This window comes from Planosporangium spinosum, assembly GCF_049999945.1.
GTDB classification, from domain to species: Bacteria; Actinomycetota; Actinomycetes; order Mycobacteriales; family Micromonosporaceae; genus Planosporangium; species Planosporangium spinosum.
Map to the genome: position 1 here is coordinate 77999 of NZ_JBLYUB010000004.1, position 13935 is coordinate 91933.

15 protein-coding genes and 1 pseudogene are annotated in these 13935 nt (G+C 74.0%); 13 read left to right on the top strand and 3 right to left on the bottom strand.

Annotated features, from left to right (window positions below):
- Positions 1-128: 128 nt before the first annotated feature.
- Positions 129-2204, top strand: a complete 2076-nt coding sequence (locus ACNTMW_RS07030) for a DAK2 domain-containing protein (RefSeq protein ID WP_426632590.1) — start codon at positions 129-131, stop codon at positions 2202-2204.
- Positions 2201-4387 carry an ATP-dependent DNA helicase RecG gene (gene recG, locus ACNTMW_RS07035; protein ID WP_426632591.1) on the top strand — a complete coding sequence of 729 codons (2187 nt, stop codon included), beginning with the start codon at positions 2201-2203 and terminating at the stop codon, positions 4385-4387. The genes ACNTMW_RS07030 and recG overlap by 4 nt, the downstream gene beginning before the upstream one ends.
- 46 nt (positions 4388-4433) lie before the next feature.
- On the opposite strand, the pseudogene ACNTMW_RS07040 reads toward recG, so the two are convergent.
- Positions 4434-4550: pseudogene (locus ACNTMW_RS07040) on the bottom strand (LPXTG cell wall anchor domain-containing protein); the annotation flags it as partial.
- Between the two features lie 430 nt (positions 4551-4980).
- Between ACNTMW_RS07040 and ACNTMW_RS07045 the strand changes: the two are divergent.
- The 10 genes from ACNTMW_RS07045 (at position 4981) to mutM (ending at position 11709) form a co-directional block, all read left to right on the top strand.
- Complete coding sequence (locus ACNTMW_RS07045) at positions 4981-5112, top strand: hypothetical protein (RefSeq protein WP_426632592.1); 132 nt, start codon at positions 4981-4983, stop codon at positions 5110-5112.
- Positions 5109-5669, top strand: coding sequence for a 16S rRNA (guanine(966)-N(2))-methyltransferase RsmD (gene rsmD, locus ACNTMW_RS07050; RefSeq protein WP_426632593.1), 561 nt, complete (start codon positions 5109-5111; stop codon positions 5667-5669). Before ACNTMW_RS07045 ends, rsmD begins: the two co-directional genes overlap by 4 nt.
- Positions 5666-6151 carry a pantetheine-phosphate adenylyltransferase gene (coaD, locus tag ACNTMW_RS07055; RefSeq protein ID WP_426632594.1) on the top strand — a complete coding sequence of 162 codons (486 nt, stop codon included), beginning with the start codon at positions 5666-5668 and terminating at the stop codon, positions 6149-6151. The genes rsmD and coaD overlap by 4 nt, the downstream gene beginning before the upstream one ends.
- A 261-nt stretch (positions 6152-6412) precedes the next feature.
- Entirely contained in the window at positions 6413-6907 is a 495-nt protein-coding gene (locus ACNTMW_RS07060) for a hypothetical protein (RefSeq protein ID WP_426632595.1), read from the top strand.
- 82 nt (positions 6908-6989) lie between these two features.
- Positions 6990-7556, top strand: coding sequence for a YceD family protein (locus tag ACNTMW_RS07065; RefSeq protein WP_426632596.1), 567 nt, complete (start codon positions 6990-6992; stop codon positions 7554-7556).
- A gap of 5 nt (positions 7557-7561) precedes the next feature.
- Positions 7562-7735, top strand: coding sequence for a 50S ribosomal protein L32 (rpmF, locus tag ACNTMW_RS07070; RefSeq protein WP_265253153.1), 174 nt, complete (start codon positions 7562-7564; stop codon positions 7733-7735).
- Positions 7736-7796: 61 nt separating this feature from the next.
- On the top strand, positions 7797-8801 hold the full coding sequence (locus ACNTMW_RS07075) for a phosphate acyltransferase PlsX (RefSeq protein ID WP_426632847.1): 1005 nt from the start codon (positions 7797-7799) through the stop codon (positions 8799-8801).
- Complete coding sequence (gene rnc / locus ACNTMW_RS07080) at positions 8798-9661, top strand: ribonuclease III (protein WP_426632597.1); 864 nt, start codon at positions 8798-8800, stop codon at positions 9659-9661. Before ACNTMW_RS07075 ends, rnc begins: the two co-directional genes overlap by 4 nt.
- A 3-nt stretch (positions 9662-9664) precedes the next feature.
- Positions 9665-10843, top strand: coding sequence for a mannosyltransferase family protein (locus tag ACNTMW_RS07085; RefSeq protein WP_426632598.1), 1179 nt, complete (start codon positions 9665-9667; stop codon positions 10841-10843).
- Positions 10844-10854: 11 nt separating this feature from the next.
- Positions 10855-11709: a bifunctional DNA-formamidopyrimidine glycosylase/DNA-(apurinic or apyrimidinic site) lyase gene (gene mutM / locus ACNTMW_RS07090; RefSeq protein ID WP_426632599.1), complete on the top strand. Its 855-nt coding sequence runs from the start codon at positions 10855-10857 to the stop codon at positions 11707-11709.
- On the opposite strand, the gene ACNTMW_RS07095 is transcribed toward mutM, so the two are convergent.
- A complete protein-coding gene (locus ACNTMW_RS07095) occupies positions 11706-12368 on the bottom strand; it encodes a spherulation-specific family 4 protein (RefSeq protein ID WP_426632600.1) in 663 nt (220 codons plus the stop codon). The genes mutM and ACNTMW_RS07095 overlap by 4 nt on opposite strands.
- A 35-nt stretch (positions 12369-12403) precedes the next feature.
- On the bottom strand, positions 12404-13333 hold the full coding sequence (locus ACNTMW_RS07100; RefSeq protein WP_426632601.1) for a CAP domain-containing protein: 930 nt from the start codon (positions 13331-13333) through the stop codon (positions 12404-12406).
- Positions 13334-13694: 361 nt separating this feature from the next.
- On the opposite strand from ACNTMW_RS07100, the gene ACNTMW_RS07105 reads away from it, so the two are divergent.
- Entirely contained in the window at positions 13695-13886 is a 192-nt protein-coding gene (locus ACNTMW_RS07105) for a hypothetical protein (RefSeq protein ID WP_426632602.1), read from the top strand.
- The last annotated feature ends 49 nt before the right edge of the window (positions 13887-13935 follow it).

The window sequence follows — 13935 nt, forward strand, 5'->3', positions numbered from 1 at the left end:
CCGGGCGCGGGTGCCGTCCGCCACCGGCGCGGGTACCGTCCACCGTACCGGTGACCTGGGGGCGCGGACGCGCCCGGATCGTGACGCGGTGGGGCGGATGTCGTGGCCCGGCACTAGGCTTTCCGGACGTGCTGGACACCCTCGATGCCGCGGCCGTGCGTGCCTGGTGCGCGTCCGGACTGGAGCGGCTGCGCCGGCACCAGCGGGAGATCGACGAACTCAACGTCTATCCGGTGCCCGACGGCGACACGGGCACCAACCTGGTGCTCACGGTGACCGCCGCGCGCGCGGCGCTGGCGACGGAGCCCGACGAGCCCCGCGGGACCACCGGGTCCACCGCGGCGGCTACGCCCACCGCGCTCGGCCGCGCCCTGCGGACCCTGGCCCGCGGCGCGCTGCTCGGCGCCCGGGGCAACTCGGGGGTCATCCTGTCTCAGATGTTCGCCGGCATGGCCGAGGCGCTGGCCGACGTGCCGGCCGCCGGTGGCCGGCACGTCGCGGCGGCGCTCGACCGGGCGGCGGTCGTGGCGCGCGAGGCGGTCGCCAACCCGGTCGAGGGCACGATCCTCACCGTGGCCCGGTGCGCCGCCGACGCCGGCATGGCCGCCGCCGGGGACCGTGCGGTCGACAGCGAGGACCGTGCCGGTGTGGAGCACGGTGGCACCGCCGGAGACCTGGCCGCGGTCGTCCGCGCGGTGTCACGCGCGGCGCGGGTGGCGCTGGCGCGCACCCCGCAGCAACTGCCCGCGCTGGCCCGCGCCGGGGTCGTGGACGCCGGCGGGCGGGGACTCGTCGTGCTGCTCGACGCGCTGGCGGAGGTGGTGACCGGCGACGTGCCAGCGGCGGACGTGGCGCAGGCGGACGTAGCGCGGGCGGACGCACCGCGGGCGGACGTAGCGCGGGCGGACGTAGCGCAGGCCGGGCCGGCCGCCGGTGCGCCGCCGCGGCGGCCGGCCGGCCCGGCGCTTCGGGAGACCGGCTCCGACGAGTACGACTACGAGGTGCAGTACCTGCTCGATGCCCGGGATGACGCGGTCGAGCGGCTGCGGGCGGTACTCGGGGAGCTCGGCGACTCGCTCGTCGTGGTCGGGGCGCCGGACGCCGGGGCCGGGCCGCGCACCTGGAACGTCCACGTCCACGTCAACGACGTCGGCGCCGCGATCGAGGCGGGCGTCGAGGCGGGGCGCCCGTACCGGATATCGGTGACCCGCTTCGCCGACCAGGTACCGGAGGTTCCGGTGCGGGCCGGTGCGCCGGCGGTGGCGGCCGCCGCCACCGAGCACGGCGCGTCCGCCGAGCCCGCCACGTCCACCGAGCACGGCGCGTCCACCGAGCACGGCGCGTCCACTGAGCACGGTGGGCCCGCCGGGCCCGCCGGGCCCGCCGGGCCCACCGTGGCGGCCGGGTCCACCGTGGCGGCCGGGTCCACCGTGGCGGCCGGGTCCACCGTGGCGGCCGGGTCCACCGTGGCGGCCGCGCCCGAGGGGCACCCGCGGACCGGCGCGCCCGATCGACCCGACAGGCATCCCGGGCCCCGGTCGGGTCGGGCGGTCGTCGTGGTCTGCGACGGCGACGGCATCGCCGCGCTGCTGGCCGCCGAGGGGGCCGCCGTCGTACGCCCGCACCCCGACGGGGCCGCGCCGTCGACGGGGGAGATCCTCGACGCGATCCGGGGCACCGGCGCCGTCGACGTGGTGGTCATGCCCAACGATCCCGACGTGCTCGCCGCCGCCACGGCGGCGGCGGCCGAGGCGCGGGCCGAGCGGATCCACGTCGGGGTGGTACCCACCCGCTCCGCGGTACAGGCGCTCGCCGCGCTCGCCGTGCGTGACCCCGGCCGCCGCTTCGAAGACGACATCATCGCCATGGCCGAGGCCGCCGGTGCCTGCCGGTACGCCGAGGTCACGACCGCCAGCCGGGACGCCCTGACGGTCGCCGGCCTGTGCCGGCGCGGCGACGTACTGGCGCTGGTCTCCGGTGAGGTGACCCTGATCGGTCAGGACCTCGTCGACACCTGCCGGCGGCTGCTCGACCGGTTGCTGGCCGCGGGGGGCGAGATGGTCACGCTGCTGACCGGCGACGGTGCCCCGGACGGCCTGGTCGACAGCCTCACCGAACACGCGGCCCGGCGGTGGCCGTTCGTCGAGGTGCACTGTTACGAGGGCGGCCAGCCGCACTATCCGCTACTGGTGGGGGTCGAGTGACGACGACGCTGGAGACGCCGCTGAAGGGCCTGGTCGGCGACAAGACGGCCAGGGCGCTCGCGGACCATCTCGACCTGCACACCGCCGGGGACCTGGTCTACCACTTCCCGCGCCGCTACGACGAGCGGGGCGAACACACCGACATCCGCTCGCTGGAGGTGGGTGAGCAGGTCACGGTCATGGCCCAGGTCCAGCGGACGGCTGTACGGCCGATGCGGCAGCGCCGCGGCCAGCTGCTGGAGGTGACCGTCGGCGACGGCAGCGGCGGCACGCTGACGCTCACGTTCTTCAGCCAACCGTGGCGGGAGCGCGACCTGAAACCGGGCCGCTGGGGTCTGTTCGCCGGCAAGGTGACCGAGTTCCGGGGCAAACGCCAGCTCAACAGCCCCGAGTACGTGCTGCTCGACGACGAGACCGCCACCAGCGAGGTGGAGGAGTTCGCCGGGGCGCTGATCCCGGTGTACCCGGCGGCCGCCGCCGTGCCGACCTGGGTGATCGCCAAGTGTGTCCGCGTGGTGCTCGACACCTTCACGCCGCCGGAGGACCCGCTGCCGGCGAGCGTACGGGCGGAGCGCGGCCTGATGGGACTGGACCGGGCACTGCGCGAGATCCACCGACCGTCGTCGCGCGAGTCGCTGGCGATCGCTCGGCGGCGGCTGAAGTGGGACGAGGCGTTCGCCGTCCAGCTCACGCTGGCCCAGCGCAAGCACCGGGCCAGCGACTGGCCGGCCAAGCCGCGGCCGCGCCGCGACGACGGCCTGCTCGCCGCGTTCGACGCGTCCCTGCCGTACGAGCTGACCGATGGCCAGCGCCGGGTCGGTGACGAGGTGGCGGCCGACCTGTCGCTGGCCCACCCGATGCACCGGCTGCTGCAGGGCGAGGTCGGGTCGGGCAAGACCCTGTGCGCGCTGCGGGCCATGCTCCAGGTGGTGGACGCCGGCGGCCAGGCGGCCATGCTGGCGCCCACCGAGGTGCTCGCCGCCCAGCACTACCGCAACGTGATCGACCTGCTCGGCCCGATGGGCCGCGCCGGTGAGCTGGACTCCACCCCGGACGCGACCAGGGCCGCCCTGGTGACCGGTTCGATGGGCGCGGCCGCCAAGCGTGCGGCCTTGACCGAGGTGGCTTCCGGCGCGGCCGGGATCGTCGTGGGTACGCACGCGCTGCTGTATGAGGGCGTCGACTTCGCCGACCTCGGCCTCGTGGTCGTCGACGAGCAGCACAGGTTCGGGGTGGAGCAGCGCGACGCCCTGCGGGCCAAGGGCGACCAGCCGCCGCACGTCCTGGTGATGACGGCTACCCCGATCCCGCGGACCGTGGCGATGACCGTCTACGGCGACCTGGAGGTCTCGGTCCTGTCGCAGCTGCCGCGCGGGCGGTCGCCGATCGCCTCCCACGTCGTACCCGCGGCCGAGAAGCCGGCGTTCCTCGACCGCGCGTGGCGCCGGTTGCGGGAGGAGGTGGCCGCCGGCCACCAGGCGTACGTGGTCTGCCCCCGGATCGGGGAGGCGACGGCTGGCGACGACGAGGAGGAAGCGCCGCCGCCGGAGGGGGCCGAGGAGGAGCGCCGTCCACCGTTGGCGGTGCTGGAGGTCGCGCCGCTGCTCGCCGAGGGACCGCTGAAGGGTCTGCGGATCGGGGTCCTGCACGGGAAGCTGCCCGCCGACGAGAAGGACACCGTGATGCGGGAGTTCGCCGCCGGCAAGATCGACGTACTGGTCGCGACGACCGTCGTCGAGGTCGGCGTGGACGTGCCCAACTCCACGATGATGGTCATCCTGGACGCGGACCGGTTCGGTGTGTCCCAGCTGCACCAGTTGCGCGGCCGGGTGGGCCGGGGCAGCGCCGCCGGTCTCTGCCTGCTCGTCACCGAGGCCCGGGAGGGCACGCCGGCGCGGGAGCGTCTCGACGCCGTGGCCTCCACCACCGACGGGTTCCGGCTGGCCGAGCTCGACCTCGAACAGCGCCGCGAAGGCGATGTCCTCGGCGCCGCCCAGTCGGGCCGCCGCTCCCACCTGCGGTTGCTGTCGTTGCTGCGCGACGCCGACCTCATCCGCGACGCGCGCGCCGACGCGCTCGCCGTCATCGAGGCCGATCCCGAGTTGACGGGGCATCCGGCGCTGGCCGCGATGCTGGCCCAGTTCGTGGACGAGGAACGCGCGGAGTACCTGGAGAAGGGCTGAGCGGGCGCCCCCGTGCCGGGAACGCCCGCTCAGCCGGCGGGGGCGATCAGGCCTTGAACGTGACACGGCGGCGGCGCGCCAGCACGAACATGCCGGCGCCGGCGGCCACCAGGACGGCGGCGCCACCGGCGTACAGGCCGGTCTGCGCACCGGTCACCGGGAGCACGACGACACCGGCCGTGCCGTCACGTAGATCGATGCGCCTCCCCGGGGGCCGCACGGCACCGAGGGCGTGGCCTCGTCGATGCCGGTCCGAAGCACAGGGGCTGATCGGCCAGCAAGAAAAGTTCGGTAATAGGAAGAATTTCGAGTAACTATCCGCTCACGCTGCGGCATGAGCCGAGGTGGTCGCCGTTCGGAGTCGGCGAGGTGATGGTCCCGTTTCATCGCCGTCGGCGTGCGGTGTCCCCTGTGGTCGCCGGGATTTCCGCTGGCCGCGCTTAGCGCCGGTAACGTCGGGTGTGGGCGGCCGGTCCACTCTGGATGGCGTCGTCGTGGTGCCCACGCGGGGGCGCGGTCCCGCTCCCCGGCCGTCCCCCGGTGGATGGATCCGGCCGGCCCCGGCGGCGGGCGCAGCGGGTACCGTCACCCGCATGGGTAACCCGCACCTGCGCGCCACGGCGCCGGCCGTGCCGCCGCGTCGCCGTCGGGCCGTGCCGTCGCGCGGGTTCCGGGCCGTGCCGTCGCGCGGGTTCCGGGCCGGCGGGGGCGGGCGGAGCCGGTGAGTCGCATCGTCGCCGGGACCCTGGGCGGCCGGCGCCTGGCCATGCCGCCCGGGCGTGGCACCCGGCCGACCTCGGACCGGGTCCGCGAGGCACTCTTCAGCGCCCTGGACACCATGGTCGACCTCGACGGTGCCCGCGTCGCCGACCTGTACGCCGGGTCCGGTGCGGTCGGCCTGGAGGCGGCGTCCCGCGGAGCGGCGCACGTGCTGCTCGTGGAGGCGGACCCGCGAGCCGCCCGGGTGGCCCGCGAGAACGTGGCGACCCTCGGGATGCGGGACGTGGCGCGGGTGGCGGCGGCGAAGGTGGAGCAGCTGCTGGCCGCCCCGCCGGACGAGCCGTTCGACGTGGTCTTCGCCGACCCCCCGTACGCGGTCACCGCCGGCGCGGTCACCGCGATGCTGACCGCCCTGGTGGACAACGGCTGGCTGGCTCCGGACGCGGTCGTGGTGGTGGAGCGCTCCAGCCGGGACGCGGACGTGGAGTGGGTGCAGGGCATCACTGGCGAGCGCAGTCGCCGCTACGGGGAAACCACACTTTGGTACGGTCGCCGATCATGAGACGTGTGGTCTGTCCGGGCTCCTTCGATCCGGTCACCAACGGACACCTCGACATCATCGGTCGCGTCGCGCGGCTGTATGAGGAGGTCGTGGTGGCGGTGCTGGTCAACCAGTCGAAGACCGGCCTGTTCACCATCGACGAGCGGCTGGAGATGCTGCGCGAGGTGACCAGGGACATCCCGAACGTGCGGGTCGAGGCGTTCCAGGGCCTGCTGGTCGACTTCTGCAAGGCCAACGACATCGACGCGGTGGTCAAGGGTATCCGCGCCGCCAGCGACTTCGATTACGAGTTGCAGATGGCCCAGATGAACGTGGGTCTGGCCGGCGTGGAGACGCTGTTCATGGCCACGAACCCGCTGTACTCCTTCGTGTCGTCGAGTCTCATCAAAGACGTGGCGAAGTGGGGCGGGGACGTGACGCAGCACGTGCCCGAACTGGTGGCCGCCCGGCTGCACGAACGGTTGGCGACGGGTACGCGGTAGCGCGCCCCGGCCGCCACCAAGGGTTTCTGGTCGCGAATCGGTCCGCTCCGGTCGCCGGAGGCGGCAGACTGCGGGTCGGGGCGGGTCGACCGTGGTGACGGCTCGTGCGGTCGGCCCATCGGGCGGCGCCGGCTGGCCGGACGGCCGGTCCGCCCGAACCGGACGGCGGTATGCCCTCTAGGCGCGGCCGGCGCCTGGGCGGCATCATGGTGTGCGACCGCATCGGTCCTGGTGGCCGATCGCTGACAGGAGTGACCTCAGGTGGATCCGCTCGATCGCATCGACGAGATGATCGCGCTGGTGGAAAGCGCGCGCTCGGTGCCGATGTCGCGTAACTGCATCGTCGACCGCGGCGAGATGATCGGCTCCCTGGAGCAGTTGCGGGTGGAACTGCCGGCGGAGCTGCGGCGGGCCGGTGCACTGCTGGAGGAGCGCGACAAGATCATCGAGGCCGGCCAGCGGGAGGCGGAGCGCATCATCTCCGAGGGTGAGGCCGAGCACGCCCGCCTGGTCTCCGTCAATGAGATCGTCGTGTCGGCCGAGCACGAGGCCGCCCGCATCATCGGCGAGGCGCGCACGGAGGCGCAGCGGCTGCGCGACGAGGTCGACGACTACGTCGACACCGCGCTGGCCAACTTCGAGCAGCTGCTCACCCGGTCGCTGGCGTCGATCGAGCGGGGACGGGACAAGATGCACGCGCTGCGTGAGATCGGTTCGTTCCAGGTCGAGGAGGACGAGCGGCCGTTGCCGTTCTAGAGTCACGGAAGCACCCGGTTCGACGCTCACCCTGCTGGTCGGGTAACCTTGCCCGACGGCCTCTCCTTGGCCGGAGCCTACGATGCAGCATCAGACACAGACCCACCTCGACCCGCGGTCGCCGCTCGTCCTCGATACGAAGGACCTGCCACGACGACCGGGGGCTATGCGTATGGTCGAACGGACGGTGCCCGCGCCCGACGGCCTCGGCCTGGAGTTGATCGGGGTGCCTGCCCGCTCCGACCTCACTCTCAGTCTCCGGCTGGAGTCCGTTTCCGAAGGCGTACTCGTCTCCGGTACGGTCACCGGCCGGCTCGCGGGGGAGTGCGGGCGGTGCCTGCAACCGATCGACGACACGCTGGACGTCGACATCCAGGAGCTGTACGCCTACGCGAACAGCGCCACGGAGGAAACGACCGACGAGGACGAGGTGGGCCGGATGCAGGGCGATCTGATCGACCTGGAGCCGGCTGTGCGGGACGCGGTGGTGCTCACGTTGCCGAACAACCCGCTGTGTCGCGAGGACTGCCCAGGGTTGTGCCCCGAGTGCGGGGTGCGCTGGGACGAGTTGCCGGCTGACCATGGTCACCAGCAGGTCGACCCGCGCTGGGTGGCTCTTACAGATTTGACCACAAAGACCGAGGAGTAAGACCCGTGGCCGTCCCCAAGCGGAAGATGTCGCGCAGCAACACCCGCTCGCGCCGGGCGCAGTGGAAGACCACGCCGGTTGCGACCGTGGCGTGCCCGCAGTGCCGTTCCCCCAAGCTGCCGCACGCGGCCTGCACCGTGTGCGGGACGTACAACGGCCGCCAGGTCATCGAGGTCTGACCCCACGGCCATCGGGTTGACGCGATCCGAGAGGCAGTTGCACTTCCAGCCGGCCCGGGGTGTGTCGGCGGCTCCGGATCCGGAGCCCCGCCGCCCGGAGCCAGCGGCTGGCGTCGCGCGGATCGCCGTCGACCTCCTCGGCGGGGACCATGCTCCCGCCGTCGTGGTTGACGGCGCTCTGCGCGCCTGCAGCGCCGATCCCCGGCTCCACCTTCTCCTCGTCGGCCCCGCCCGGGTCGCTGACGAGGTTCTCACCATGCTTCCCGCCGCCGACCGTGACCGGGTGGCCGTCCGCGACGTCACCGGCGTCGTGGGCATGGCCGACCCGCCCCTGCGCGGCGTCCGTACCGACACCACCGTGCGCGCGGCGGCCGGCGCGCTCGCCGACGGCCACGCCGACGCGGTCGTCTCCGCCGGTCACAGCGGCGCCGTGGTCACCGCGGCGGTGCACGCCCTGGGCCGCCTGCGCGGCATCCGCCGGCCGGCGCTGGCCGCCACCCTGCCCGGGCTGTCCGGGCCGGTCGTCCTGCTCGACGTCGGCGCCACCCCCGAGGTGAACGCCAAGGTGCTGGTCCAGCATGCGGCGCTCGGAGCCGGGTACGCCCGTGCGGTGCACGGCATCACCGCGCCGCGGGTGGGTCTGCTGTCCAACGGCGCGGAGCCGGGCAAGGGCGACCGCGCCCGCCGGGCTGCCGCCGCGACCCTCGCCGCCGGTGGGATCCTTCCCGGCGACGCCGGCTACGTCGGCGCCGTCGAGGGGTACGACGTGCCGCTGGGTGGCCCGGCGGACGTGGTCGTCACCGACGGGTTCACCGGTAACGTGCTACTCAAGGGCATCGAGGGGGCGTACGCGCTGGCCGGCGCGCCCGAGCCGGCCGTCCCTCGGGCCGCGGCGCTGCTGGGAGTGCCGGGTACGGTGGTGATCTGCCACGGCGGTGCCACCGGCGCGGACCTCGCGTCCGGCATCGCGCTGGCCGCCCGGTTGCACCGCACCGGCATGGTCGGCGGTATCGCGGAGACCATGCCGCCGGCCACGGCGGCGAGCATCGGTGAGGTGAGCACATGAGCAGTGAGCGGACGAAGGGACACCCTCCCGTCACCCACCTGGGGGCGGCGTTCGGGGTGGAGTTCGACGCCGCGTTGCTGCGCCGGGCGCTGACCCACCGCTCGTACGCGTACGAGAACGGCGGCCTGCCCACCAACGAGCGGCTGGAGTTCCTCGGCGACTCGGTACTCGGCGTAGTGATCACGACGGCCCTGTTCCACAACCATCCGGACCTGCCCGAGGGGCAACTGGCCAAGCTGCGCGCCAGCGTGGTCAACATGCGTGCGCTCGCCGACGTGGCGCGCGGCCTGGGCCCGGCCGGGCTCGGCCCGTACCTGCTGCTCGGCAAGGGCGAGGAGACCACCGGCGGGCGCGACAAGGCGAGCATCCTGGCCGACACCCTCGAAGCCCTGCTCGGCGCGATCTACCTCCAGCACGGCCTGGAGACGGCGACCGGGGTGATCCACCGGCTGTTCGACCCGCTGATGGCGGACGCGGCCGGCCGGGGCGCGGCGCTGGACTGGAAGACCAGCCTCCAGGAACTGACCGCCGGGCTCGGCCTGGGCGTGCCGGAGTACCGCATCGACGAGGCCGGCCCCGACCACGCCAAGACCTTCACCGCGTGGGCGGTGGTGGCCGGCGAGCGGTACGGCGGCTCCGACGGGCGCAGCAAGAAAGAGGCCGAGCAGCGGGCCGCCGAGGCGGCGTGGCGGGAACTGTCCGCCCGGGCCGAACGTGCCACCGCCACCGCGGTCGCGCAGGACAGCGCGGAGCCGGGTACAGCCGCCGAGGCCGGGCACGTCGCCCGGGACGCGGTCGACGACCAGGTGACGCCACCGGCCGGAGGGAAGCGGTCGGCCGGTCCGGCGCCGGCCACCTGAGCCATGGCGATCGACCAGACCCCGCCCGGTAGCGCCACGAGCCCGCAGGCCCGGCTTGCCGCCGCGAGGTGGCGGCGCTGGCGCTGGCTCGGGCTGCCGCTGGCGGTCTACCTCGGTACCCGGCTGGTCCAGTTCGCGCTGGTCGCCTGGATGCTGCCGCCGGACGGCAGCACCGTGGCCGACCGGCTACTGTCCTGGGACTCCGGCTGGTTCGTACGGGTGGCCCGCGACGGCTACCCGCACGGCGTGGCCGCCGATCCCGGCCGCGACGACACCTCCGGGGGCCTGGCGTTCTTCCCCGGGTACCCGTTACTGGTGCGCGGCCTGCACCAGGTGACCAGGCTGGACTTCGGCGACGCGGCACTGGTGGTGTCCTGGATCGCCGCCGCGGCCGCGGCCGTCGGCCTGTTCGCCCTCGCCCGGCGGCTGTACGACAGCCGGGTGGCGGCGATCCTGACCGTGCTGTTCTGCGCCCAGCCGATGTCGGTCGTGCTGTCGATGGGGTACTCGGAGGGCCTGTTCGTCGCGTTCGTCGCCGGCGCCCTGCTCGCCGCCCACCGGCGCTCCTGGCTCGCGGCCGGCCTGTGCGGGCTGGCCGCCGCGCTGACCCGGCCGACCGGTGCCGCGGTCGCGGTCGCGCTCGCCGTCGTGGCGTTCGTCGCGGTACGCGAGCGCCGGCCCGACCGCTGGCGCGCCGTCGCCGCGGCCGTGCCGGCGCTGCTCGGCGTGCCGGCCTACCTGGGGTGGGTCGGCTGGCGAACCGGTGACTGGCACGCCTGGTTCGACATCCAGACCGCCGGCTGGGGCACGACGTTCGACTTCGGTCTGGGCGCGGGCACGTTCGTGCTGAACGCGCTGCGCAGCGGCGACGGCTGGGTGCAGGTCAGCGTCGCCCTGTTGCTGATCGCCGCGGTGGTCGCCGCGGGCGTGGCGGTCGCCCGCCGGGTCTGGCCGCCGCTGCTGGTGTACGGGCTGGTCGCGCTCGTGCTCGCCATCGGCCAGAGCGGTTACTACCATTCCAAGCCGCGGCTGCTCGTACCCGTGCTGGTCATCCTCGTGCCGGGGGCGCTGGCGCTGGCGCGGGCCCGGCCCCGCACGGCGGTGTCCGTCCTGGCCGGCTATTCGCTGTTCGGCCTGTGGTACGGCGCCTACCTGATCACCGTCTGGCGCTTCGCCATCTAAGAGGAGGGGCAGTGCCCGAGCTACCCGAGGTCGAGACCGTCCGCCGGGGCCTGGACCAATGGGTCACCGGTCGCCGGATAAAGAGCGCCGAGGTGCTGCACCCGCGCGCCGTGCGCCGGCACGTGCCCGGCCCGGTCGACTTCGTCGCGGCGCTCGCCGACCGTACGGTGACCGGGGTCCGCCGCCGCGGCAAGTACCTGTGGCTGCCGCTCGACGACGGCGCGGCGGTCATCGGCCACCTCGGCATGTCCGGCCAGATGCTGTTGCAGCCGGTCGGCACGCCCGACGAGACCCACCTGCGGGTCCGGTTCCGTTTCGACGACGACGGTCCGGAGCTGCGCTTCGTCGACCAGCGGACGTTCGGCGGGCTGTCGATCTCGCCCGGCGGCGCGGAGCTGCCACCCGAGATCTCGCACATCGCGCTCGACCCGGTGGACCCGTCCTTCGTGGACGAGCGGTTCGTCGACGACCTGAGGCGCAAGCGCACCGGAGTGAAGCGGGCGCTGCTCGACCAGACGTTGATCTCCGGCGTGGGCAACATCTACGCCGATGAGTCGCTGTGGCGGGCCCGGCTGCACTGGGCGCGCCCGACCGAGACGCTCACCCGGCCGCAGGCGCGTACCCTGCTCGGTCACGTACGCGACGTGCTCAACGAGGCGATCGGGCAGGGCGGCACGAGTTTCGACGCGCTGTACGTCAATGTCAACGGCGACAGCGGGTACTTCGACCGGTCGCTGGCCGTCTACGGCAGAGGCGGGCTGCCCTGCCCGCGCTGCGCTGCACCGGTGCGCCGGGAGGCGTTCATGAACCGCTCGTCGTACTCCTGTCCGCGCTGCCAGCCCCGGCCGCGGCAGCCGCGCCCCTAGACCGGTACCGGCGCGGCCGGACCGGTCAACCAGGCCGGCAGGGTCGCGTACCCGTGCGGCGGCACCAGATCGCTGACCATGCCGAATCCGGCGTGCCGGACCGCCTGCAACAGCCACGCCTCGTCGAGCGCGTCCGGCGGCACGGCGTGGACCAGGTGACCGTCGCCCGGCTGCGCGCCCGCGCCGTCCCAGTGCCGGTACCGCCGCCAGGACCCGTCGAACACGCAGATCGCGGCGCCCAGCGTGCGGTAGCTCGGGTCCGGTGGCTCACCCGGGTTGAGGACGGCGTCGGGCAGGCCGGCCCGCCGCGCGGCGGCGACCGCGACGGCGACCGGGCCGATCGAGTACGGGCTGGTGGGCGCCCGGTCGAGGAACACGCCGTGTACGGGGTAGCCCGCCCACCGGTAGACGTCGGCGACGACCAGCTCCGGCGGCCGGGTGGCGAACCGCAGGTCGACGTATCCGAGCAGCCGCGCCCCGGCGGTGCGCAGACGGGCCGCCGCCGCCGTGTAGGCGGGGTCCCGGCCGTTGCCCGGTCCGTCGGCGACGTTGAGGACGACCGTCAGCGCGCCGGCACGCGCGGCCACGTAGCCGATGATCGTCTCCCACGCCTCCGGCGCCATGAGCGGATGGGCGTCCAGCCGGAGCAGCGTCGTCACACCGGGGACAACGACGCCCGCGCCGCCGGGTGTCGCTACTTCCCCAGGTCCTGGGTCCAGTACGGCGTGCCATCGGCCGAGACGGCGACGCCGACCCCGATCGCGCGCGCGTCGCAGTCCAGCATGCGCTGGCGCGACTGCTTGTTGTCCAGCCAGGCCTGTACGACGTCGCGGGCCGAGCCGGCGCCGCGCGCGACGTTCTCCGACAGCGGGTCGTGGTAGCCGGCGGCGCGCATCCGGTCCGCGGCCGAGCTGCGGTCGCTGCCGGTCTGGCCGAGGAAACCGTTCGCGGCCATGTCGGCGCTGTGCTCGCGGGCCGACGTGCGCAGCCGGGGGTCGGTGCGGACCGGGTCGCACTTGGTCCGGCGGCGCAGGCCGTTGACGAGCGCGACGGCGGCGTCCTCCACCGCGGTGTTGCCCACCGCGACCCGGCCCCCCGTCGCCGACGGGGTCGGTGACGGCGTCGGCGTCGGCGTGGCGTCGGGTGACTCGGTCGGGACCGGGATCTCCGGGGTGGCCTGCGGCGCGAGGGTGGCCGCCGGTGGCTGGTCGAGCAGTCCCGGCAGGTTGGGTTTGGCGTTGTCGTCGGACCTGCCGGCGAACACCGGGCCGAGCAGGACGGTGACGAGGCCGATGGAGATGACGATCGCGCAGACCATGCCGGTGATCGCCAGCGGGCCCATCCGGCGCCGGGCACCGGGCGCCGGCGCCGGTTCGTCGTCGTAGGTCTCCTCGTACGCCCACGGGCCGGGGGGCGGGCCGGCGTACGGCCTACCGCCGTAGTACGGGTCCGTGTCGTAGTACCGCTCGGTGGGGTCGTCGTCGTAGGCCTGCGTGCGGTCGTCGTACGGTCCCCGGCGCGCCGGACCGGGGTGTGCCGCCGGCAGCGGGGCCGTGTGCGCCCACGGGTCCGACGGGTGCGGGTCGGTTCTGTCGTCCGGCGTCCGGCCGCTCAGCTTGGACACGCGTCGCCTCCTGCCCGTCCCACCCCCGGTATCCGACGCGGCCGACCGTACGCGTGCGGACAGCCGCGTGACAACCACACGGCGACATCGTGGCAGTACAGACACGGTGAGAGTCGCATCACCAATCGACCGGAAGGGATGCGCTCGGGCCGTCGTCTTCGGTATGATGAGGACTATCGCTCGACGTCCCAGCAAGGCGCGTCTGCGCCGGCTGAGGCTGAGCTTGACTCCATAGCCACGGCGACGGACCATAGAGATGATGTCGCCAGTCGCGCCCAAGCCTGCCTTTGTGCAGTGACCGCGAAACGCACTGGGCGCGCGCTTAGGCCGGCCGACCGGCTGCGCATTACAAGGAGACGATATGGCGAAGGCCCTCTTCGGCCACGTTGGCAGCGCGCCCGACCGGCGTCTGCTCGACGAGGTCACCCAACTGCGTGCCAAGGTACGGGCACTTGAGTTCGAGGTAGCAAGGCTACGCGCGGAGAACGACCGGCTCGCCGCCGCGGCGTCGGACGCCGACCTGCTGCGCCTGCCAGAACCGGCACTGGCCTGAACTACGACGGACGAGCCCGCCGAATGCGGTTGGGCGGGCCCTGCCGCAA

What these genes read in the sequence shown, in the direction of transcription:
- ACNTMW_RS07045 (WP_426632592.1), top strand. Translation starts at nt 4,981, where the DNA reads ATGGGTAACCCGCACCTGCGCGCCACGGCGCCGGCCGTGCCGCCGCGT.
- coaD (WP_426632594.1), top strand. Translation starts at nt 5,666, where the DNA reads ATGAGACGTGTGGTCTGTCCGGGCTCCTTCGATCCGGTCACCAACGGA.
- ACNTMW_RS07065 (WP_426632596.1), top strand. Translation starts at nt 6,990, where the DNA reads ATGCAGCATCAGACACAGACCCACCTCGACCCGCGGTCGCCGCTCGTC.
- rnc (WP_426632597.1), top strand. Translation starts at nt 8,798, where the DNA reads ATGAGCAGTGAGCGGACGAAGGGACACCCTCCCGTCACCCACCTGGGG.
- ACNTMW_RS07085 (WP_426632598.1), top strand. Translation starts at nt 9,665, where the DNA reads ATGGCGATCGACCAGACCCCGCCCGGTAGCGCCACGAGCCCGCAGGCC.
- ACNTMW_RS07105 (WP_426632602.1), top strand. Translation starts at nt 13,695, where the DNA reads ATGGCGAAGGCCCTCTTCGGCCACGTTGGCAGCGCGCCCGACCGGCGT.